The following is a 20,386-nucleotide window of genomic DNA, read 5'->3' as shown; positions in this document are numbered from 1 at the left end:
AACAGGAATTGATCTCCATGACCACCCGTCCCGAAGTCGCCGCTCTCCTCTCCCGCTCCCACCGGCTCGGCTCCGATCCCCGTAACACCAACTACGCCGGCGGGAACACGTCCGCGAAAGGCACCGCCACCGACCCCGTCACCGGGGGCGAGGTGGAACTGATGTGGGTGAAGGGGTCCGGTGGTGACCTCGGCACCCTCACCGAGGACGGGCTGGCCGTGCTGCGGCTGGACCGGCTGCGGGCCCTCGCCGAGGTGTACCCCGGGGTCGGGCGCGAGGACGAGATGGTCGGCGCGTTCGACTACTGCCTGCACGGCAGGGGCGGGGCCGCGCCCTCGATCGACACCGCCATGCACGGGCTGGTGGACGCCCCGCACGTCGATCACCTCCACCCGGACTCCGGTATCGCGCTGGCCTGCGCGGCCGACGGGGAGAAGCTGACCGCCGAGTGCTTCGGGGACAGCGTGGTGTGGGTGCCGTGGCGGCGGCCCGGGTTCCAGCTGGGGCTGGACATCGCCGCGATCAAGGCCGCCAGCCCGCACGCCGTCGGATGCGTCCTCGGCGGGCACGGCATCACCGCCTGGGGCGACTCCTCCGAGGAGTGCGAACGCAACTCGCTGCACATCATCCGGACCGCCGAGGCGTTCCTCGCCGAGAGGGGGAAGGCGGAGCCCTTCGGGCCGGTCGTCGAGGGGTACGAGGCGCTGCCCGAGGCGGAGCGGAGGAAGCGGGCGGCCGCGCTCGCGCCGTACGTCCGCGCGCTCGCCTCCCAGGACCGGCCGCAGGTCGGACACTTCACGGACGCCGAGGTGGTGCTCGACTTCCTGGCGCGCGCCGAGCACCCCCGGCTGGCCGCCCTGGGCACCTCCTGCCCGGACCACTTCCTGCGCACCAAGGTACGGCCGCTCGTGCTGGACCTGCCGCCGGCCGCGCCGCTGGACGAGGCCGTCGCCCGGCTGCGGGAGCTGCACGCCGCCTACCGGGAGGAGTACGCCGCCTACTACCGGCGGCACGCCCTGCCCGACTCCCCCGCCATGCGCGGCGCCGACCCGGCCGTCGTGCTCGTGCCGGGCGTCGGCATGTTCTCCTTCGGCACGGACAAGCAGACCGCCCGTGTGGCCGGCGAGTTCTACGTCAACGCCGTCAACGTGATGCGGGGCGCGGAGGCCGTCTCGTCGTACGCGCCGATCGAGGAAGCCGAGAAGTTCCGGATCGAGTACTGGGCGCTGGAGGAGGCCAAGCTCCGGCGGCTGCCCGGGCCCAAGCCGCTCGCCACGCGTGTCGCGCTCGTCACCGGGGCCGGCAGCGGGATCGGGAAGGCCATCGCGCACCGGCTGGTGGCAGAGGGGGCGTGTGTCGTCGTCGCCGACCTGAACGGCGAGAACGCCGCGGCCGTCGCGGAGGAGCTGGGCGGGCCGGACAAGGCCGTCCCCGTCACCGTCGACGTCACCTCCGAGGAGCAGATCGCCGCCGCGTTCGAGGCGGCCGTGCTCGCCTTCGGCGGGGTGGACCTCGTCGTCAACAACGCCGGGATCTCCGTCTCCAAGCCGCTGCTGGAGACGTCGGTGCGGGACTGGGACCTCCAGCACGACGTCATGGCCCGCGGGTCGTTCCTCGTGTCGCGCGAGGCGGCCCGGGTGATGACCGCGCAGGGGCTGGGCGGCGACATCGTGTACATCTGCTCGAAGAACGCCGTATTCGCCGGGCCCGATAACATCGCCTACTCCGCCGCCAAGGCCGACCAGGCTCATCAAGTGCGACTCCTGGCGGCCGAGTTGGGTGAGCACGGGATCCGGGTCAACGGGGTCAACCCGGACGGGGTGGTGCGCGGGTCCGGGATCTTCGCGGGCGGCTGGGGGGCGCAGCGGGCCGCGGTGTACGGGGTGCCGGAGGAGAAGCTGGGCGAGTTCTACGCGCAGCGGACCATCCTGAAGCGGGAGGTGCTGCCCGAGCACGTGGCGAACGCGGTGTTCGCGCTCACCGGCGGGGACCTGACGCACACCACCGGTCTGCACATCCCGGTCGACGCGGGTGTGGCCGCCGCGTTCCTGCGGTGAGCGCGCAGGTGAAGTCGTACGCGGCGGTCGATCTGGGCGCCTCCAGCGGGCGGGTGATGGTCGGGCGGGTGGGTCCGGACTCGGTGGAGCTGAGCGAGGCGCACCGGTTCCCCAACCGTCCGGTGCGCCTGCCGGAGGGGCTGCGCTGGGACGTCCTCGCGCTGTACGGCGGTGTCCTGGACGGGCTGCGGGCGGCCGGTGCCCGCTGCGGCGGACGGCTCGCCTCCGTGGGCGTCGACAGCTGGGCCGTGGACTACGGCCTGCTGGACGCCGACGGGGCCCTGCTCGGCAACCCGGTGCACTACCGGGACGGCCGTACCGAGGGGGTCGCGGAGAAGGTGTGGGCGACCGTGCCGGCGGCGGAGCTGTACGCGGCCACCGGCATCCAGTACGCGCCGTTCAACACCCTCTACCAGCTCACGGCCGCCCGCTCCACCGCCCAACTGGCCGCGGCGAAGCGGTTGCTGCTCGTCCCCGACCTGCTGACGTACTGGCTCACCGGCGAGCAGGGCACCGAGCTGACCAACGCCTCCACCACCCAGCTGATCGACCCGCGGACCCGGGACTGGTCGTACGGGACCGCCGACCGGCTCGGAATCGACCTCGGCCTGTTCGCGCCGCTGCGGCAACCGGGTGATCCGGCCGGGACGCTGCGGCCGGAGGTGCTGGCGGAGACGGGCCTGACCGGTCCGGTGCCGGTGACCACCGTCGGCTCCCACGACACCGCCTCCGCGGTGGCCGCCGTCCCCGCGGCGGCCGGTGAGCGCTTCGCCTACATCTGCACCGGGACCTGGTCGCTGGCCGGTCTCGAACTGCGCGCTCCGGTGCTCACCGAGGAGAGCCGGGCCGCGAACTTCACCAACGAGCTGGGGCTGGACGGCACCGTCCGCTATCTGCGCAACATCATGGGCCTGTGGCTGCTCCAGGAGTGCGTACGCGCCTGGGGGGAGCCGGACCTGGGGGTGCTGCTGCGGGAGGCGGCCGCCGCGGAGGCGCTGCGCTCGGTGGTGGACGCCGGGGACGCGGCGTTCCTCGCGCCGGGGCGGATGCCGGAGCGGATCGCGCGGGCCTGCCGGGAGTCGGGGCAGCCGGTCCCGGGGACGCGGGCCGAGACCACCCGGTGCATCCTGGACTCCCTGGCCCTCGCCCACCGGCGGGCCGTCACGGACGCGCAGCGGCTGGCCGACCATCCGGTGGACGTGGTGTACCTGGTCGGCGGCGGCACCCGCAACGCGCTGCTGTGCCAGCTGACCGCCGACGCCTGCGGTCTGCCGGTGGTGGCCGGCGCGACCGAGGCCGCCGCGCTCGGCAACGTCCTCGTGCAGGCCCGCGCGCAGGGACTCGCCGGCGACCTGGCCGAGACGCGCCGGCTGCTCACCCGCACCCAGCCCGTCACCCGGTACACGCCCCGCGGCGACACCGGCCGGTGGCGGGCGGCCGAGGCCCGGCTCGCCGCGCGATGATCGCCCTCTCCCGCCGGCGGGACCCGCCGACTACCCTGCACTCGTCCGATGACCGACGCCGAGGAGCCGCGATGCGTGTCGCCCTGTTCCTGACCTGTGTCAACGACACGCTGTATCCGGACACCGGGCGTGCCGTGGTGAGGCTGCTGACCCGACTGGGTGTCGACGTCGACTTCCCGATGGGCCAGAGCTGTTGCGGGCAGGCGCACTACAACACCGGCTACCGCCATGAGGCCGAGCCGCTGGCCCGGCAATTCTCCGATGTCTTCCGCGACTACGAGGCGATCGTGACACCGTCCGGTTCGTGCGGGGCGATGGTGCGGGAGCTGTATCCGCGCATGGGCGAGCGGGCCCGGGCCGAGGGGCGGGGGGACTCTCTGGCGCGGACACTGGCTCCGGTGGTGCCGAAGACGTACGAGCTGACCGAGTTCCTGGTGGACGTGCTCGGCGTGACGGACGTCGGCGCCTACTACCCGCACACGGTCACCTACCACCCGACCTGCCACGGGCTGCGCGGTCTCGGGCTCGGTGACCGGCCGCGCCGGCTGCTGGAGGCCGTCAAGGGGCTGGAGCTGGTCGAGCTGCCCGGTGCCGAGGAGTGCTGCGGGTTCGGCGGCACGTTCGCGCTGAAGAACGCCGAGGTGTCGGCGGCGATGGGCGCGGACAAGGTCCGCAACGCCGAGTCGACGGGCGCGGAGGTGCTGTGCGCGGCCGACAACTCCTGTCTGATGCACCTCGGCGGCACGATGAGCCGGCTGCGGACGGGCATGCGGCCGGTGCACATCGCGGAGATCCTGGCGAGCACGGAGGAGGAACCGGCGGTATGAGCGGAACGTATCTCGGCATGCCGGCCTTCCCGGAGGCCGCACGCGACGCCGTCCGCAATCCCACCCTGCGCGGCAACCTGCGGTACGCCACGCACACCATCCGCGCCAAACGGGCCCGGGCGGTGGGCGAGTTGTCCGACTGGGCGGCCCTGCGCGAGGCGGGCAGCCGGATCAAGGACCACACCCTGCGCCATCTCGACCGGTACCTCGTGCAGTTGGAGGAGTCGGTCACCGCCGCGGGCGGCACGGTCCACTGGGCGGCCGACGCCGGCGAGGCCAACCGGATCGTGGCCCGGCTGGTCAAGGAGACGGGCGAGTCGGAGGTCGTCAAGGTCAAGTCGATGGCCACGCAGGAGATCGGCCTCAACGAAGCCCTGGAGGCCGAGGGCATCCGCGCGTACGAGACCGATCTCGCCGAGCTGATCGTGCAGTTGGGCAGGGACCGCCCCTCGCACATCCTGGTCCCGGCCATCCACCGCAACCGGGGCGAGATCCGGGACATCTTCCGCTCCGAGATGGGTGAGTGGGGCCGGCCGGCCCCGGAGGGGCTGACGGACACCCCCGCCGAACTCGCCGAGGCCGCCCGGCTGCACCTGCGGGAGAAGTTCCTGCGCGCGAAGGTCGGCATCTCGGGGGCCAACTTCATGGTCGCCGAGACCGGCACGCTGGTGGTGGTGGAGTCCGAGGGCAACGGCCGGATGTGCCTGACCCTGCCGGAGACGCTCATCTCGGTCGTCGGCATCGAGAAGGTCGTCCCCTCGTGGCGGGACCTGGAGGTCTTCCTGCAGACCCTCCCCCGGTCCTCCACCGCCGAGCGCATGAACCCGTACACCACCATGTGGACGGGCACCACGGACGGGGACGGCCCGCGCGCCTTCCACCTGGTCCTGATCGACAACGGCCGTACCGACACGCTCGCCGACGAGGTCGGCCGCCAGGCCCTGCGCTGCATCCGCTGCTCCGCCTGCCTGAACGTCTGCCCGGTGTACGAGCGGGCCGGCGGGCACGCCTACGGCTCGGTCTACCCGGGCCCCATCGGCGCCATCCTCAGTCCCCAGCTCCGGGGCACGCAGAGCGAGATCGACGCCTCGCTGCCGTACGCGTCGAGCCTGTGCGGGGCCTGCTACGAGGTGTGCCCGGTCGCCATCGACATCCCCGAGGTGCTGGTACACCTGCGCGAGCGGGTCGTGGAGGGCGGTCCCGCGGTACGGCAGGGCAACAAGGTGGTGCTCCAGCCGGCGAAGGGGCACGCGGCCGAGCGGGCGGCGATGCGGGCGGCACGCTGGGCGTTCACCCACCCGGGCGCCCTGCGCACCGGCCAGCGGCTGGCCTCCCGGACCCGCCGGCTGCACCCCCGCGCGCTGCCGGGCCCCGGCCGGGCCTGGAGCGGCACCCGGGACCTGCCGGCCGTGCCGCCGGAACCCTTCCGGGACTGGTGGCAGCGCACGCACGGCGGAAAGGACGGCACCAAGTGAGCAGCAGGGAACGGGTCCTGGGCCGGGTGCGGCGCGCACTGGCGGACGTGACGCCGCAGGAGCGGCCGTACGAGGAGGCTGTGCCGCGGGACTATCTGCGCGAGCACGGGGAGCGGACCGTCGAGCAGACGGTGGAGCTGCTCGCGGAGAACCTGGCGGACTACCGGGCGATCGTGCACCGCGCCGACGCCGGGGAGCTGCCGCTGCTGGTCATGCGGCTGCTGGCCGAGCGGGGTTCCCGGGAGGTGCTGGTCCCGCCGGGGCTGCCGCCGCAGTGGCTGTCGGCCGCCGATTGCGTGCGGATCGACGACCGGGCGGCGGACACTCCGCAGCGGCTGGACCGGGTCGACAGCGTGGTGACGGGCTGCGCCGTGGCGATCGCCGAGACCGGCACGATCGTCCTGGACGGCTCCCCGGACCAGGGCCGGCGCCGCATCACGCTCGTCCCGGACCACCACATCTGTGTCGTCCGTGTCCCGGACCAGGTCGTCTCGTCGGTCCCGCAGGCCCTCGAACGCCTGGATCCCGTCCGGCCGTTGACATGGATCTCGGGTCCGTCGGCCACCAGCGACATCGAACTGGACCGGGTGGAGGGCGTGCACGGCCCGCGCACCCTGGAGGTGATCCTGCTCGGCTGACCCCGCCGCCGTCGTAGTTTGACAGTCGTCGTACTTTGCCGGTCCAGGCCCACCGGTACATGGAGGCGGGCGCCCAGTACGGCGAGATCGTGCTCACGTCCGGGCGGTGAGCGCCGCTGTCCGCCGGCCGGGCCATGGCGGGATGAGACCCGGCAGTGGCTGCCGTAGCGTGAGGGAATGATCCGGTTCGAGCAGGTCACCAAGCGGTACCCGGACGGTACTACGGCCGTGGACGACCTCTCCTTCGAGGTGTCCGAGGGCGAGCTGGTCACGCTCGTGGGACCGTCCGGGTGCGGCAAGACGACCACGATGATGATGGTGAATCGGCTCATCGAGCCCACCTCGGGCCGGATCCTCGTCGGCGGGGAGGACATCGCGGCCGTCGACCCGGTCCGGCTGCGCCGCCGGATCGGGTACGTCATCCAGCAGGTGGGCCTGTTCCCGCACCGCACGGTCCTGGACAACACCGCGACCGTGCCCGCGCTGCTCGGCTGGAAGCGGGCGGCGGCGCGGGCCCGGGCGGCCGAGCTGCTGGACCTGGTGGGCCTCGACCCGACGACGTACGGGCCGCGCTACCCGGAGCAGCTGTCCGGCGGGCAGCGGCAGCGGGTCGGCGTGGCGCGGGCGCTGGCCGCGGATCCGCCGGTGCTGCTGATGGACGAGCCGTTCGGCGCGGTCGACCCGGTGGTGCGCGAGCAGTTGCAGGACGAGTTCCTGCGCATGCAGGCCGCGGTGCGCAAGACGGTGCTGCTGGTCACGCACGACATCGAGGAGGCCGTCCGGCTCGGCGACCGCATCGCGGTGTACGGACAGGGCCGTATCGAGCAGTTCGACACGCCCGGCGCGGTGCTGGGGTCGCCCGCGACGCCGTACGTCGCCGGTTTCGTGGGGGCCGACCGCGGGCTGAAGCGACTGTCGGTCACCACGATCGAACCGGACGACCTGGAACAGCCGCCGGTGGCCCTTCTGGACGAGCCCGCCGGGCAGGCGCTGGAGCGGCTGCGGGCCGAGGGCGCCCGGTGGGCGGTGGTCCTGGACCGGGGCGGTGACCTGCGCGGCTGGGTCGGCATCGAGGAACTGGTGGCGGGCGGCCCGGTCGGGGAGCTGACCCACCGGATGACCGCCTGGGTGCCGGTCGGCGCCCCGCTGAAGCAGGCGTTCGGGGTGATGCTCCAGTACGACGCCGGGTGGGTCGCCGTGCTGGAGGGGGCGCGGTTCCTGGGGGTGCTGACCCCGGCGAAACTGCACGAGGCGCTGCGCCGCTCGGTGGACGCGGACGCGCGCGGGGTGGCGCGCGGGCAGGTGCCGTTCGACTCGGTGGCCGACGCCTGAGGCGGGTCACTTCAGCAGGCCCTTGTCCACCAGATAGGCGCGGGCCACGTCGGCGGGGAGCCGGCGCCAGCTGTCGACCTGCTGGTTCATGGCGGCCAGGTCGCCGGTGGTGAGGACGTCGTTGAGCCGGCCGAGTGCCTTCGCCACACCGGGGCCGCCCGCGCGGGAGCGGTTGACGACCGGGACGACGTAGTCGGCGTTCTGCAGCCGCTTGTCGTCGGCGAGCAGGACCAGGCCGAAGGAGCCGAGGGTGGCGTCGGTGGTGGTGGTCAGCACCATCTGGTCCCGGCCGGCCTGTACGGCGAGCTTGGCCTGGGTGGTGCCCACGCCCTTGGGATCGATGCCGGTGATGTCGATGCCGTACACCTTCCGCAGGCCCGGCGCGCAGTACGGCCGCTGCACGCACTCGTCGCCCGCCGCGAGCCGTACCTTCAGTCCGGAGGCGCCGAGGTCGCCGAGGGTCCTGAGCCGGTGCCGGCGGGCGTAGGCGGCGGTCACCGCGAAGGCGTTCTGGTCGACGGCCCGGCCGGGCGGCAGGACGGTGAGGCCGCGGGGGGCGGCGAGAGCACGCAGCGCCCGCATCGTGGCGGCGAGGTCGGGCGAGCCGGCCGGGGGCGCGCCCGCGCCGTGCGTCTTGGCGCCCAGCCAGTCGGCGAACGTGGCCGCGTACTCGGGCACGACGTCGATCCGGCCGGACTCCAGGGCCGGTTCGTACAGCTCCCGGTTGGCGACGGTGAGGACGGACGTCCGGTAGCCGGCCCGGTCCAGCAGCTGGGCGTAGAGCTGGGCGAGCAGGTCGCTCTCGGTGAAGCCGGCCGAGCCGATGGTCAGGTGGCGGCTGTCGCCGGGCGGTGCGGTGACCTGGCCGCGGTGCTCCAGGGCCGGGCCGGTGGCGCAGCCGCCCAGCACGAGGAGCGCGAGCGCGGCGAGTGCCGTGCGCCCCCTCACCGGCCGCCCCGGGCCCACGCCGGTGCCAGCCGCTCGACGGCCTCGAAGACTCCTTCGACGAGGAGGGCGAACCCGGCGACGAGCAGCGCTCCCGCGACCACCATCGGGGTGCTGGCGAGGTTGAACCCGGCCGTGATGATCCGGCCGAGGCCACCGCCGCCCGCGAGCGCGGCGATGGTGGCGGTGGCCACGAGCTGGACGGCGGCGATCCGCACCCCGTTCAGGAGCAGGGGGAGCGAAAGGGGCAGTTCCACGTGGAACAGCACCTGCCGGCCGGTCATCCCCATGCCCCGGGCGGCCTGGACCACGCTCCGGTCGACCTCGCGCACGCCGACGTAGGCGTTGGTGAGCAGCGGCGGTACGGCGAACAGCACCAGGGCGACCACCGTCGGGCCCTCGCCCCACCTGCCGACCGGGGTCAGGAGCAGCAGCACCAGGACGGCGAAGGTGGGCACGGCCCGGCCGACGTTGGAGATGTTCACGGCGAGCGCGCCGCCCCTGCCGAGGTGACCGAGGACGAGGGCGACGGGCAGCGCGATCAGGCAGCTGAGCAGCAGGCAGACGACGGTGAGCACGAGGTGCTGGAACAGCCGGTGCCGGATGCCGTCGTCGCCCGACCAGTGCGCGGGGTCGGTGAGCCAGTCCCAGGCGGCGGCGAGGGCGTTCATCCGCGGGCCGCCCGCGTCCAGGGCGTGATCAGCCGCTGCACGCCCAGCAGGAGCAGGTCGGCGGCGACGGCGATGACCACGCACAGCACGGAGGCGGTGAGCACCTGGGCCTTGAAGTAGGTGTTCATGCCCGCGTAGATGAGGTTGCCGAGGCCGCCGAAGCCGACGATCGCGCCGACCGTGACCAGGGAGACCGCCGAGACGGTGGCGATGCGCAGGCCGGCCATCGCGGCGGGCAGGGCGAGGGGCAGCTCGACGGTGAGGAGCAGCCGGACGGGGCCGTAGCCGAGGCCGAGCGCGGCCTGCCGGATCTCCTGCGGGACCGCGCGCAGCCCGGCGAGGATGTTGCGGACGAGCAGGGTGAGCGAGTACAGCACCAGCCCGGCGACGACCAGGGTGGCCGAGAGGCCGTAGAGCGGCAGGAGCAGGGAGAACATGGCCAGCGACGGGATGGTGTAGAGGACCGTCGTGACCGCGAGGACCGGGCCGGCCGCCCAGCCCCAGCGGCGGGCCATAACCGCGAGCGGCAGGGCCACGAGCAGGCCGATCAGGACCGACAGGAAGGTCAGCTGGAGGTGCTGGACGACCGCGTCGAGCAGGATCTGCCGGCGGGTGCTCAGGTAGGCGCCGCAGATCCACGCGTTGCGCGCGAGGCAGTCGTCCGGGGGCGCGGTCACGGCTCCATTGGACCGGGCGGCCCCCGGCGGCGGCACGCTGGGCTGGCCCGTCCGGGGGAGCCGGCCCGGCGCTCCCCGGCAGGGAGTTCCGCCGCCACGGAGCTCCGCGGCCGGGCTCGGACCCATGGCGCCGGAGCTGAACAAGCGCTTAGATAGGGGCTCGGCCGTTGCTGCCCCCAGGAGCCCGCTCCCCGACCCGCCCGGAGGCCCCGTTGTTCACGTCCGTCGACGACGTCTCCGCCCGCCTCGCCGGGACCGGCTACCTCGCCTCGCCCGCCGTCGCCACGACCGTCTTCCTCGCCGCCCGGCTGGGCAAGCCGCTGCTGGTCGAGGGCCCGGCCGGGGTCGGCAAGACCGAACTGGCCAAGGCCGTCGCCCAGGTCGCCGCGGCCCGGCTGGTCCGGCTCCAGTGCTACGAGGGCGTGGACGAGTCCCGGGCCCTGTACGAGTGGAACCACGCCAAACAGCTGCTGCGCATCAGCGCGGGCCGCGACGAGAACTGGGACGAGACCCGCACCGACATCTTCAGCGAGGAGTTCCTCCTGCCCCGCCCGCTGCTCACCGCCATCCGCGGTGACGAGCCGACGGTGCTGCTCATCGACGAGACCGACAAGGCCGACGTCGAGATGGAGGGGCTGCTGCTGGAGGTGCTGAGCGACTTCCAGGTCACCGTCCCGGAGCTGGGCACGGTCACCGCGACCCGCCGCCCGTTCGTCGTCCTCACCTCCAACGCCGGCCGCGAGCTGTCCGAGGCCCTGCGCCGCCGCTGCCTCTTCCTGCACATCGGCTTCCCGGAGGAGGAGCTGGAGCGGCGGATCGTACGGCTGAAGGTGCCGGACCTCGGCGAGGCGCTGACCGCGTCGGTGGTCCGGGTCGTCGGGGCGCTGCGCGCGATGGACCTGCGCAAGGTGCCGTCCGTCGCCGAGACCGTCGACTGGGCGCGCACCCTGCTGGCCCTGGGCGCCGGCACCCTCGACGAGACCCTCGTCCGGGACACCCTAGGCGTGATCCTCAAGCACCAGGACGACATCCAGAAGGCGGCGGCCAAACTCGACCTGGACGCGCTGTGACCGACGTCGCCGGCCGGATCACGGGCCTCGCCGGGGCACTGCGCGCGCACGGGGTGCGGATCGGCACCGGGGAGACCGTGGACGCGGCCCGGGCCGTCGAGGCACTGGGCCTCGCCGACCGGGAGCTGCTGCGCGAGGGGCTGGCGGCCACCCTGCTGCACGGCCCGGGCCAACGCGCCCTGTTCGACTCCGTCTTCGACCTGTACTTCCCGCGCGGGGTCGGCGGCCCCGACGGCGCTCCCCCGGACCGCGAGACCCTGCGCGACCGGCTCGCGGAAGCGCTGGCCGCCGACGACCGGGCGCTTCTGGCCCGGTTGGCGGCGGAAGCCGTCGACGGCCTGGGCGGATACGGGAGTTCACCCGGTTCGGACGGCTGGTCGGCGTACCAGACCCTGGACCGGCTGCGCCCGCAGACCCTGCTGGCCAGGGTACGGTCCGACGTCCGGGGCCCGGACGGCGGCGGCGCCGGCTTCGCGGACCGGCTGCTGGACGACGAGATCCGGCGCCGCATCGAGGAGTTCCGGCGGATGGTCGGGACGGAGGCACGGCGCCGGGTCGCGGAGCGGCGCGGGCGGGACGAGATCGCGCGGCGGGGCGTCCGGCCGACCGCCGACCGGGTCGACTTCCTGACCGCCGGCCGGGACCAGCTCGTCGAACTGCGCAGGGCCGTCCAGCCGTTGGCGCGCAAGCTGGCCACCCGGCTCGCCGCGCGCCGCCGCCGGGCCGCGCGCGGCACGATCGACCTGCGCCGCACCCTGCGCTCCTCGCTGTCCACGGGCGGGGTGCCGATACGGCCGGTGCTGCGCCGGCGCCGCCCGGTCCGCCCCGAACTGGTGCTGCTCTGCGACGTGTCCGGCTCGGTGTCCGGCTTCTCGGACTTCACCATGCTCCTCGTGCAGGCCCTGCACGACCAGTTCAGCAAGGTGCGCGTGTTCGCCTTCGTCAACCGGCTCGACGAGGTCACCGGCCTGCTCGACCACGGCCGCGCCGACCCCGACGGGCTGAGCGCCCGCATCCGCGCCGAGGCCGTGCTCACCGGCTGGCACGGCAGCAGCGACTACGGCGTGGCGCTGGGCGAGTTCACCGAGCGGTACGGCGGTGCGGTCGGCCCGCGGACGACCGTGTTCGTCCTCGGGGACGCCCGGACGAACATGAGCGACCCCAACCTGCCCGCCGTACGCGAGCTGTCCCGGCGGGCCCGGCGCGTCTACTGGCTGAACCCCGAGCCGCGCGACCGCTGGGGCACCGGCGACTCGGCCGCGCCCGCCTACGCCGAGCTGGCCGAGATGCACGAGTGCCGCACGGCCCGGCAGCTGAGCGGGCTCATCGCGAGGCTGCTGCCGGTGTGACGCCGGGCACCGGTCCGTGATCCACTGGCCCCCTCGCCGGACCCGACCCGAGGACGCGTCGCCATGACTCACCCGCCCGTGCCGCTGGGCACCTTCCCCACCCCGCTGGAACCGGCGCCCCGGCTCGCCGCCGCGCTCGGACTCGGGCCGGACGACCTGTGGGTGAAGCGGGACGACCTGACCGGTCTCGGCGGCGGCGGGAACAAGATCCGCAAGCTGGAGTGGACGGTGGGCGCGGCCGTCGCCGAGGGCGCGGACACGCTGGTGACCACCGGCGCCCCGCAGAGCAACCACGCCCGGCTGACCGCCGCCGCGGGCGCCCGGCTCGGCCTGTCGGTCGTCCTCGTGCTGCGCGGCTCCCCGGGCGCCTCCCGCTCCGGGAACCTGGCCCTCGACGGCCTGTTCGGGGCCCGGCTGGCCTGGGCCGGGCCGGTGGACCAGGCCGGGCTGGACGCGGCGGCGGCCGGGGTCTGCGCCCGCCTGCGGGCCGGCGGTGCCCGCCCGGCGCTGATCCCGTTCGGCGGTTCCGGCGTCCTGGGCGCCCGCGGCTACCTGCGCTGCGGCGCGGAGCTGCGCGAGCAACTGCCGGAGCTGCGCACGGCGGTGGTGGCGCTCGGCTCGGGCGGCACGATGGCCGGGCTGGTCGCGGCCCTGGGCGGCGGGGCGGTACTGGGCGTCGACGTGGGCGCGCTGGCCGACCCCGCGGCGGCGGTGACCGCGTTCGCCGCGCCCCTCACCACGGAGCACGTCTCCCGGGAGGGGCTGCGGATCCGCCGGGACCAGGTGGGCGCGGGGTACGCGACGCTGACCGGTCCGGTACGCGAGGCCCTGCGGCTCGCCGCCCGCACCGAGGGCCTGCCGCTGGACCCCGTCTACACGGGCCGGGCCCTGGCCGGCCTGCGCGCGGCGGTCGCCGACGGCACGGTCCGCCCCGGCGAGAAGACGGTGCTGCTCCACACGGGCGGCCTCCCGGGCCTGTTCGGCCACCCGGACGCCGTCGGGTTCGCGGAGGAGGAAGCGGAGATCTTCGACGTCACGGACTGACGACGTCACGGACCTACCGGGCTTGCGGACAGGCCGCCGGGCCGCACCCGGTGCGGCCCGGCGGTGGAGACGCGCGGACGGTCGCCGGCGTCCGGCTAGCCCTTCGCGTACTCGTTCGCCATCGTCCCGGCGAAGTCCAGGACGACGACCTGCTCGTCACCGACCACCCAGGCGTCGTGGCCCGGCGGGCAGACGAAGACGTCGCCGGGGCCGACCTCGCCCTCACCGCCGTCGTCCATGCGCAGGTGCATCCGTCCCTGCACGACGTACCCGTTGTGGTGGACCATGCAGCTCCCGGTGCCCGCGATCGGTGCCACCGACTCCGACCAGCGCCAGCCCGGTTCGAAGGTGCCCACCGCGAAGTCGAGCCCGGTCAGGTGGAGTGCTTCGAGGTGGCCGCGGGGGAAGTCGCGCCGTTCGTCCGGCTTCTCGACCGTCTTCACTTCCAGCATGACGGTGTCCTCCCTTCCGGCCGCTGACCGCGGCCGGGGCCGGCCTCCGTCCCCCGGCGGCCTCGGACGGCGCCGGTGCTGCGGCGGCGGCCGTGCCCCACCCCCATGGTCGGCCCGGCGACCCGGCCCCGCCATCCAGGGGCGCGGGAGAACGATGTCAGGTCGGATCCGCCCTGCGCCCCCTGCCCGGGCAGCCGCTGTGCTGCCGGAGCGGGCCGGAGTCCGACGAGGCGGTGCTGTCCGGTCCGGGCGCGCGACACGAGGCGGCGGCGCGGGAGTTGCCGCCGGAGTGCCGGATGTCGGGTGTCCCACCCGCTCGCCCGGAGGTGACCGGCGGAGGCGGGCTGCCGGCCGGGGTGGGCCAGGGGGCGGGGTGGGGCGGAGGCCGGGGGCCGGGCGGTCACCAGCCGCGCGCCGCCCGCAGCAGCAGCGCGCGGACGCGGGCCACGTCCGGGTTGTCGGAGGCGCCGGGCCGCTGGACGAGGAAGCCGGTGTTGATCGGCGGGTCCTCCGGTTCCAGCAGCGCCACGAGCGCGCCCGACTCCAGCAGGTCCTGGCACAGGTAGCGGGGCAGCACGCCGAACCCGGCGCCCGCGGCCACGGCCGTGAGGACCCCGCGCAGGTCCGGCACGGTCACCGCGGCGGTACGGGACAGGCGCCGGCCGAAGACGTGCCGCCAGTAGCGGCGGGTGATCGGCAGGTCCTCGGCGTAGGTGAGCAGCGGGACACCTTGCAGGACGGCGGGGTCGAAGGCCCCCTGCGCGCCCGGTTCCCGGCCCTCGGATCCCGTCGCGCGCAGGCGGTCCGTCAGCCGCTCGGCCCAGACCGGCGCCGCGACCAGCACGAACTCCTCGTCGGTGAGCGCAACGGCGTGCAGGGTGCGGCCGCGTGGGCGGGTGGTGGCGATCACCAGGTCGTGGCGGCCGGCCCGCAGTTCGTCCAGCAGCGGATCAGTCAGCCCGGTCGCCACCCGCAGCCGTACGCCCTCGGCGACCAGCGGCGCGAGGGCCGGCAGGACCATGGTGCACAGCAGTTCCGCCGGGCCGGCCAGGTGCACCGGTTCGGCTCCGGTCCCGGCCGGCGGAGTGGGGCCGGCGACGGCCGCGAGCTCGTCCAGCGGCGCGGCGACACGGGCCGCCAGTTCGTCGGCCACGGGGGTCGGCGTGACCCCGCGCGGCAGCCGTTCGAACAGCTCCCGGCCGGTCTGCCGTTCCAGCGCGCGCATCTGCGTCGTCACCGTCGGCTGGGACAGGCCGAGCAGGCGGGCGGCGCCGGTGAAGGAGCCGGAGCGGTACACCGCGAGGAAGGTGCGCAGCAGGTTCAGGTCGAGGGAAGCGGTCTCCACGGTCCGAGTATCACCGGCCGGTATTCCCGCCGTCCCATAGGGAATCCAATGTCAGCCATTGGATCCTTCATTGGATCCCGATGGGTCGGGCCGCCTACGTTCTTTCCTGCGGACGCACGTTTCCGCGGACGCGCCCGTTTCCGAAGACGCACGCTGTGAAGAGGGACCCCATGTCGAAGATCCTGTTCGTGATGACCGGCGCCGATCAGTGGACGCTCGCCGACGGCACCACGCACCCCACCGGCTTCTGGGCCGAGGAGGCCGTGATCCCGTACCGCGCCGTCAAGGCCGCCGGGCACGAGGTCGTCGTCGCCACGCCGGGCGGTGTGGTGCCGCCGGTCGACCGGGCGAGCCTGGCGCCCGAGTTCAACGGCGGCGAGGAGGGCGCCGCCGAGGTCGCCCGTGCGCTGGAGGAGATGACCGAACTGCGCACGCCCGTGAAGCTCGCGGAGGTCGACCTCGGCGACTTCGCCGCCGTGTTCTACCCGGGCGGGCACGGCCCCATGGAGGACCTGGCCGTCGACGCCGAGTCGGGCCGGCTGCTGGTGTCGGCCCTGGACTCGGGCAAGCCCCTGGCCGTGGTCTGCCACGGTCCGGCCGCGCTGCTCGCCGCGGTCCGCCCCGACGGCACCAACGCCTTCGCCGGGTACCGCGCGGCGGCCTTCACCAACGAGGAGGAGACCCAGGGCGGCCTCGCCGGCCAGGCCGAGTGGCTGCTCCAGGACCGGCTGACCGAGGCGGGCGTCGACGTGCGCGCGGGCGAGCCGTGGGCACCGCACGTCGTGGTGGACCGCAACCTGATCACCGGCCAGAACCCGGCATCCTCGGCTCCGGTCGCCGAGGAACTGCTGAAGCGGCTGGGCTGAAAGCTGCCGGGGGACGGCGGCGGGCTACGTCGGGGGTGAGGCCCCGGGAGACGGCGGCGGGTGACGGCGGGGCTGACGGCCGCGGGTGAGGGCCGCGGGTGACGGCGGCAGGCTATGACGGGGCGAAGGCCGCGGGTGACGGCGGGGCTGACGGCCCCGGGCGACGGCGGCGGCCTGCGACGGGGCTGACGGCCCCGGGGGCCGGTGACGGTCGGCGGGGTCGCCGGACAGCGGCGGTCGGCGGGATCGCCGGGCGCGGAGAATTCGTCGGCCGTCACCTGCAACCTCGCCCGGGGTCGGGCGTCTGTCGGGGTGGAGGCCTCCGCTTCGACCAGATGTCCGACCCCGAGCCACCGAAGGAACCCATGTCCGCACACCGAACCCCGCGTCCGAACCGCTCCCGCCGGCTGCGGGCCGCCCTGGGGGTCTCCGCCGTAGGCGCGGCCCTGGCCGTCGCCGGCACGCTGACCGCCCAGGCGGCCCAGGACGGCGGCCACCCGGCGGACCACCCCGCCCCCGCACCGGCGCGCGCCCACGCGACCCCCTCCCCGGTACCGTCCCCGGTCCGCACGGGCACCCCCTCCCCGGTCCCGTCCCCGGCCCGCACCGGCACCCCGTCCCCCGTGCCCTCGCCCGTACGGCCGACGAGCCCCGCACCGGCACCCGCCACGGCCACCCCCTCACCCGTGCCGGCCGCCCCACGCCCGGTGCCGTCCGCCCCCGCGCCCCGGCACCCGGCGCCCGTACCGCACCACCACCACCGTCACGCCACGCCGGCGCCGGTTCCGCAGCAGCACTGAGGCAGGGCCGGGTGGGAGGGGAGCCGTCGCGCGGCGGCTCCCCTCCCACCCGGCCGGGGAGAGCCATGACGACAGCGACACCACCGGCGACGGCCCTGCCCTGGGAACGGACCGGCCCCTGGAAGGACCCCGCCCGCCGACGACGTCTCGCGCAGCTGCTTCCGGTCCGCGTCCTCGCCCGCATCCGCACGGACCCGTCCCCCACCGCGCCCCGCGGCACCGGGTCCGCCGCCGACGCCGTACCCCCGCCGGACATCGAGGAGTTGTACCACCACCGACGGCTGTCCCTCGTCCGCCTGGCGGTGCTCCTCGTGGACGACCTGCCCACGGCCGAGGACGTCGTGCAGGACGCCTTCACCGCGCTGTTCCGGCGCCACGGCCACCGGCTCGCGGCGCTGGACGACCCGGAGGCGTACCTGCGGACCAGTGTCGTCAACGCGGCCCGCTCGGTGCTGCGCCGGCGCCGGACCGTACGGGCGTACACCCCCGCGCCCGAGGGGCACGCGCCCGCCCCGGAGGAGGACGTGCTGCTGCACGAGGACCACCGGGAGGTGCTGGCGGCGCTGCGCACGCTGACCCGGCGGCAGCGGGAGGTGCTGGTGCTGCGCTACTGGTCCCATCTGACCGAGGCCGAGATCGCGACGACGCTCGGTCTGTCGCGCGGAGCCGTCAAGTCCACGGCCAGCAGGGCGCTGGACGCCCTGGGCCGGCGTCTGGAGGGGCTGCGATGAACGAGTCCGGTACGCGGAGCACGGCGACGCCGGTCGAGGAGCGGCTGCGGGCCGCCCTGGCCGCGCGGGCGGACTCGGTCGGCCCGGCCGACCTGCGGCCGCTGCGCCCGCCGGCCGGTGCGGTACGGCCCCGGCGGGTGCTGGTGCGCCGGGCGGTGGCGGGCGTGCTGGCCCTGGCCGCCGTGGCCGCGCTGGTGTTCTTCACGACACGCGGCGGCCCGTCCCACCCGGCCGGGCCCGCCCGCTCCCCCCGTCCCCCGACCGGCACGCCGTCCTCGGTGCCGAGCCCGGTACCGAGCCCGGTGCGCCCGTCCACGGCCCAGCCGTCCCCGAGCGCACCACACCGGTGAACCGCTCCCGCGCCCCCTCCTGCGCAGCGCGCGGAGCGCTAGGTTGTGCGTCATGAGCAACCTTGACCGCGCGCCCGTGCCCAGTGTCTGCGGCGGCCGCGGATTCGTCGTCGCCGAACCCGTCCGCGAGTTGCTGAGTCCCCGTCACGTGAAACCGGGCGAGTCGGCCGAGGTGCGCCGGCTGCTGCCGAACCTCGGCCGGCGCATGATCGGCGCGTGGGCCTTCGTCGACCACTACGGCCCGGACGACATCGCCGACGAGCCCGGCATGCAGGTCCCGCCGCATCCGCACACCGGGTTGCAGACGGTCAGCTGGCTGCACGAGGGCGAGGTGCTGCACCGGGACTCGACCGGCAGCCTGCAGACGATCGGGCCCCGGCAGCTGGGCCTGATGACCTCGGGCCGGGCGATCAGCCACTCCGAGGAGAGCCCCCGCCCGCACGCCCGCCTCCTGCACGGCGCCCAGCTGTGGGTGGCGCTGCCCGACGAGCACCGGCACACGGAACCGTCGTTCGAGTACCACCCTGAGCTGCCCACGGCGACCGCGCCCGGCCTGACCGCCACGGTGATCCTCGGCGACCTGGACGGCGCCCGCTCCCCCGGTACGGCGTACACCCCGATCGTCGGCGCCGACCTCGCCCTGCGCCGGGGCGCCGAGGCCCGCCTCCCCCTGGAGCCGGACTTCGAGTACGGCGTGCTGGCCATGTCCGGCGAGGTGCACGTGGACGGGGTTCCGGTACTGCCCGGCTCCCTGCTCTACCTCGGCTGCGGCCGCTCCGAACTCCCGCTGCGGGCCGAGTCGGACGCCGGGATCATGCTCCTGGGCGGCGAGCCGTTCGCCGAGGAACTGGTCATGTGGTGGAACTTCGTCGGGCGGTCCCAGGCGGAGATCGTCCAGGCTCGCCAGGACTGGGTGAAGGGGACCCGCTTCGGCGAGGTGAAGGGCTACGCCGGAGCCCCGCTGCCCGCACCTCAACTGCCGGAAGTGCCGATGAAACCCCGAGGAAGGGTGCGCTGACCTGCGGCAGTTGTCTCACAACGACAGTCTGTAGCGGGAGCCCTCTCAGGGACTGCCGAGCGGACGCCTCCGAGGCTGTCCGCGATTCCGAGGTGCGGCCATCTGTGAGCAGCTTTGGTCGGACGGATGCTGACCCAATGCCGCCTTTCCTGATAGCTCGTCAGGATCTGGGCGAGGTGATGTCGCCACGCTGCGAAGCCAACACGGGGCGCGTACGGGGCCGTGTCGGCAGCCGGTAGTGGTTCTGCGGTCATGGGCTTCACCAGGACAGCCGCCTCAACGCCGGCCACTGTCCTGATCGTGGAGCGCCGTCCGCCGCAGCGAGGTTCTGGCTCAGGTGACCCGGTGGGGAGGCCCCGAGGATGATCCCGTCTCCCGCCTCGCCGCGCAGCTGGGAGTGGTGCCGGAGTGCCGTGCTGGTCCTGCGGGGCGAGCCGGGGATGGGCATGACGGCCCCGCTGGAGCACGCGGGCCGGCGGGCGACGGGGTGCGGCATCGCCCGGGTCGGGGGTATCGAATCCGAGGGGGCGCCCCGGACCGGTTCCTGGTCGGCCTGGCGGTCTTGACGCTGCTGTCCGAGGCGTCTGCGGAGCGGCCTCTGGTGTGCCCGACCGACGATGCCCAGTGGCTCGATCGGGCGTCGGTGCAGGCCCTGGCGTTCGCGGCGCGGCGCCTGCTGGCCGATCCGGTGGCCGTGGTCTTCGCCGTGCGGGAGCCAAGCGAGGACTGGGAGCTGCGTGGGCTGCCGGAGCTGGTGGTCGAGGGGCTCGGTGATGCCGACGCTCGCCTGGTGCTGGCGTCGACGATCCACGGGCCGTTGGACGAGCGGGTGCGGGACCGGATCGTGGCCGAGGCCCGGGGAAATCCGCTGGCGCTGCTGGAACTGCCCGGGCAGTTGACGCCGGCCGAACTGGCGGGCGGATTCGCGCTGCCCGACGGGGGGCGGGTGGCCGGCCGCATCGAGCAGGGCTTCGTCCGGCGGCTTGAGTCGGTGCCCCGCGCGGCACGGCGATGGCTGTTGGTGGCGGCCGCCGACCCGTCGGGTGACGGGATCCTGCTGTGGCGCGCGGCCGGGCGGCTGGGGATCGCCGCGGACGCGGGGGCGGCGGCGGAGGAGGCGGGGCTGATCGAGTTCGGGGCCCGGGTACGGTTCCGTCACCCGCTGGTGCGGTCAGCGGCCTAGGTGTATTGATCACGAGCGTTGTTAACAGGGCCGGGGTCTTGATCATGGCGAAGACCTCCGGTGTGGTGGAGGTGTCTAAGCTGCACCGCACAC

General features: G+C 74.6%; 20 protein-coding genes and 1 pseudogene. 16 read left to right on the top strand and 5 right to left on the bottom strand.

Going from position 1 to position 20,386, the window contains the following annotated elements; all coding sequences use genetic code 11:
* Positions 1–17: 17 nt before the first annotated feature.
* The 6 genes from IG05_RS0120380 (at position 18) to IG05_RS0120355 (ending at position 7,792) form a co-directional block, all read left to right on the top strand.
* Entirely contained in the window at positions 18–2,057 is a 2,040-nt protein-coding gene (locus IG05_RS0120380; RefSeq protein WP_030344543.1) for a bifunctional rhamnulose-1-phosphate aldolase/short-chain dehydrogenase, read from the top strand.
* Positions 2,054–3,520, top strand: coding sequence for a rhamnulokinase (locus tag IG05_RS0120375; protein WP_234335940.1), 1,467 nt, complete (start codon positions 2,054–2,056; stop codon positions 3,518–3,520). Before IG05_RS0120380 ends, IG05_RS0120375 begins: the two co-directional genes overlap by 4 nt.
* A 71-nt stretch (positions 3,521–3,591) precedes the next feature.
* Complete coding sequence (locus IG05_RS0120370) at positions 3,592–4,347, top strand: (Fe-S)-binding protein (protein ID WP_030344539.1); 756 nt, start codon at positions 3,592–3,594, stop codon at positions 4,345–4,347.
* The gene (locus IG05_RS0120365; RefSeq protein ID WP_030344536.1) at positions 4,344–5,822 is read left to right on the top strand and encodes a LutB/LldF family L-lactate oxidation iron-sulfur protein; all 1,479 of its coding nucleotides are present in this window, start codon (positions 4,344–4,346) and stop codon (positions 5,820–5,822) included. The genes IG05_RS0120370 and IG05_RS0120365 overlap by 4 nt, the downstream gene beginning before the upstream one ends.
* The gene (locus IG05_RS0120360) at positions 5,819–6,460 is read left to right on the top strand and encodes a LutC/YkgG family protein (protein WP_030344534.1); all 642 of its coding nucleotides are present in this window, start codon (positions 5,819–5,821) and stop codon (positions 6,458–6,460) included. The genes IG05_RS0120365 and IG05_RS0120360 overlap by 4 nt, the downstream gene beginning before the upstream one ends.
* Before the next feature lie 177 nt (positions 6,461–6,637).
* Positions 6,638–7,792 (top strand): ABC transporter ATP-binding protein, encoded by a 1,155-nt coding sequence (locus IG05_RS0120355; protein ID WP_030344532.1) that lies wholly within the window; start codon positions 6,638–6,640, stop codon positions 7,790–7,792.
* 6 nt (positions 7,793–7,798) lie between these two features.
* On the opposite strand, the gene IG05_RS0120350 is transcribed toward IG05_RS0120355, so the two are convergent.
* From IG05_RS0120350 to IG05_RS0120340, 3 genes are read right to left on the bottom strand one after another with little or no spacing between them, the layout of a single operon-like run.
* Positions 7,799–8,740, bottom strand: coding sequence for an ABC transporter substrate-binding protein (locus IG05_RS0120350; RefSeq protein WP_030344530.1), 942 nt, complete (start codon positions 8,738–8,740; stop codon positions 7,799–7,801).
* Entirely contained in the window at positions 8,737–9,408 is a 672-nt protein-coding gene (locus tag IG05_RS0120345; RefSeq protein ID WP_030344528.1) for an ABC transporter permease, read from the bottom strand. Before IG05_RS0120345 ends, IG05_RS0120350 begins: the two co-directional genes overlap by 4 nt.
* Positions 9,405–10,085: an ABC transporter permease gene (locus IG05_RS0120340; RefSeq protein WP_030344525.1), complete on the bottom strand. Its 681-nt coding sequence runs from the start codon at positions 10,083–10,085 to the stop codon at positions 9,405–9,407. Before IG05_RS0120340 ends, IG05_RS0120345 begins: the two co-directional genes overlap by 4 nt.
* A 212-nt stretch (positions 10,086–10,297) precedes the next feature.
* On the opposite strand from IG05_RS0120340, the gene IG05_RS0120335 reads away from it, so the two are divergent.
* The 3 genes from IG05_RS0120335 to IG05_RS0120325 all read left to right on the top strand — a co-directional run bounded on the left by IG05_RS0120335 (position 10,298) and on the right by IG05_RS0120325 (position 13,548).
* Positions 10,298–11,155 carry an AAA family ATPase gene (locus tag IG05_RS0120335; RefSeq protein WP_030344523.1) on the top strand — a complete coding sequence of 286 codons (858 nt, stop codon included), beginning with the start codon at positions 10,298–10,300 and terminating at the stop codon, positions 11,153–11,155.
* Positions 11,152–12,504: a vWA domain-containing protein gene (locus IG05_RS0120330; RefSeq protein ID WP_030344521.1), complete on the top strand. Its 1,353-nt coding sequence runs from the start codon at positions 11,152–11,154 to the stop codon at positions 12,502–12,504. The genes IG05_RS0120335 and IG05_RS0120330 overlap by 4 nt, the downstream gene beginning before the upstream one ends.
* Positions 12,505–12,567: 63 nt before the next feature.
* Positions 12,568–13,548 carry a D-cysteine desulfhydrase family protein gene (locus IG05_RS0120325; RefSeq protein ID WP_030344519.1) on the top strand — a complete coding sequence of 327 codons (981 nt, stop codon included), beginning with the start codon at positions 12,568–12,570 and terminating at the stop codon, positions 13,546–13,548.
* Between the two features lie 95 nt (positions 13,549–13,643).
* Here IG05_RS0120325 and IG05_RS0120320 read toward each other — a convergent pair whose 3' ends face one another.
* Together IG05_RS0120320 and IG05_RS0120315 are read right to left on the bottom strand one after the other, a co-directional pair.
* The gene (locus IG05_RS0120320; protein WP_030344517.1) at positions 13,644–14,000 is read right to left on the bottom strand and encodes a cupin domain-containing protein; all 357 of its coding nucleotides are present in this window, start codon (positions 13,998–14,000) and stop codon (positions 13,644–13,646) included.
* A 400-nt stretch (positions 14,001–14,400) separates the two neighbouring features.
* Positions 14,401–15,345 (bottom strand): LysR family transcriptional regulator, encoded by a 945-nt coding sequence (locus IG05_RS0120315; protein ID WP_030344515.1) that lies wholly within the window; start codon positions 15,343–15,345, stop codon positions 14,401–14,403.
* Positions 15,346–15,515: 170 nt separating this feature from the next.
* On the opposite strand from IG05_RS0120315, the gene IG05_RS0120310 reads away from it, so the two are divergent.
* The 7 genes and pseudogenes from IG05_RS0120310 to IG05_RS50625 form a co-directional block, all read left to right on the top strand.
* Positions 15,516–16,211 (top strand): type 1 glutamine amidotransferase domain-containing protein, encoded by a 696-nt coding sequence (locus IG05_RS0120310; protein ID WP_030344512.1) that lies wholly within the window; start codon positions 15,516–15,518, stop codon positions 16,209–16,211.
* Positions 16,212–16,576: 365 nt separating this feature from the next.
* Positions 16,577–17,011 carry a hypothetical protein gene (locus IG05_RS0120305; RefSeq protein WP_030344510.1) on the top strand — a complete coding sequence of 145 codons (435 nt, stop codon included), beginning with the start codon at positions 16,577–16,579 and terminating at the stop codon, positions 17,009–17,011.
* A 65-nt stretch (positions 17,012–17,076) separates the two neighbouring features.
* Positions 17,077–17,742 (top strand): RNA polymerase sigma factor, encoded by a 666-nt coding sequence (locus IG05_RS0120300; protein WP_030344508.1) that lies wholly within the window; start codon positions 17,077–17,079, stop codon positions 17,740–17,742.
* Positions 17,739–18,092, top strand: coding sequence for a hypothetical protein (locus IG05_RS0120295; RefSeq protein WP_030344506.1), 354 nt, complete (start codon positions 17,739–17,741; stop codon positions 18,090–18,092). Before IG05_RS0120300 ends, IG05_RS0120295 begins: the two co-directional genes overlap by 4 nt.
* Before the next feature lie 52 nt (positions 18,093–18,144).
* On the top strand, positions 18,145–19,110 hold the full coding sequence (locus IG05_RS0120290) for a pirin family protein (RefSeq protein ID WP_030344504.1): 966 nt from the start codon (positions 18,145–18,147) through the stop codon (positions 19,108–19,110).
* A gap of 362 nt (positions 19,111–19,472) precedes the next feature.
* Positions 19,473–19,676 carry a hypothetical protein gene (locus tag IG05_RS48440; protein WP_030344501.1) on the top strand — a complete coding sequence of 68 codons (204 nt, stop codon included), beginning with the start codon at positions 19,473–19,475 and terminating at the stop codon, positions 19,674–19,676.
* Positions 19,643–20,048, top strand: a pseudogene (locus IG05_RS50625) (hypothetical protein); the annotation flags it as partial. The gene IG05_RS48440 and the pseudogene IG05_RS50625, both read left to right, overlap by 34 nt.
* Positions 20,049–20,386: the final 338 nt, after the last annotated feature.

It is taken from the genome of Streptomyces sp. NRRL S-1022 (assembly GCF_000720135.1).
In the GTDB taxonomy this organism is placed as follows: Bacteria; Actinomycetota; Actinomycetes; order Streptomycetales; family Streptomycetaceae; genus Streptomyces.
Note: the sequence above shows the minus strand (reverse complement) of the source record. Positions and strands in the feature narration are given on the sequence as shown.

What these genes read in the sequence shown, in the direction of transcription:
- IG05_RS0120380 (WP_030344543.1), top strand. Translation starts at nt 18, where the DNA reads ATGACCACCCGTCCCGAAGTCGCCGCTCTCCTCTCCCGCTCCCACCGG.
- IG05_RS0120370 (WP_030344539.1), top strand. Translation starts at nt 3,592, where the DNA reads ATGCGTGTCGCCCTGTTCCTGACCTGTGTCAACGACACGCTGTATCCG.
- IG05_RS0120365 (WP_030344536.1), top strand. Translation starts at nt 4,344, where the DNA reads ATGAGCGGAACGTATCTCGGCATGCCGGCCTTCCCGGAGGCCGCACGC.
- IG05_RS0120355 (WP_030344532.1), top strand. Translation starts at nt 6,638, where the DNA reads ATGATCCGGTTCGAGCAGGTCACCAAGCGGTACCCGGACGGTACTACG.
- IG05_RS0120345 (WP_030344528.1), bottom strand. Translation starts at nt 9,408, where the DNA reads ATGAACGCCCTCGCCGCCGCCTGGGACTGGCTCACCGACCCCGCGCAC.
- IG05_RS0120325 (WP_030344519.1), top strand. Translation starts at nt 12,568, where the DNA reads ATGACTCACCCGCCCGTGCCGCTGGGCACCTTCCCCACCCCGCTGGAA.
- IG05_RS0120320 (WP_030344517.1), bottom strand. Translation starts at nt 14,000, where the DNA reads ATGCTGGAAGTGAAGACGGTCGAGAAGCCGGACGAACGGCGCGACTTC.
- IG05_RS0120310 (WP_030344512.1), top strand. Translation starts at nt 15,516, where the DNA reads ATGTCGAAGATCCTGTTCGTGATGACCGGCGCCGATCAGTGGACGCTC.
- IG05_RS0120305 (WP_030344510.1), top strand. Translation starts at nt 16,577, where the DNA reads ATGTCCGCACACCGAACCCCGCGTCCGAACCGCTCCCGCCGGCTGCGG.
- IG05_RS0120300 (WP_030344508.1), top strand. Translation starts at nt 17,077, where the DNA reads ATGACGACAGCGACACCACCGGCGACGGCCCTGCCCTGGGAACGGACC.
- IG05_RS0120295 (WP_030344506.1), top strand. Translation starts at nt 17,739, where the DNA reads ATGAACGAGTCCGGTACGCGGAGCACGGCGACGCCGGTCGAGGAGCGG.
- IG05_RS0120290 (WP_030344504.1), top strand. Translation starts at nt 18,145, where the DNA reads ATGAGCAACCTTGACCGCGCGCCCGTGCCCAGTGTCTGCGGCGGCCGC.
- IG05_RS48440 (WP_030344501.1), top strand. Translation starts at nt 19,473, where the DNA reads ATGATCCCGTCTCCCGCCTCGCCGCGCAGCTGGGAGTGGTGCCGGAGT.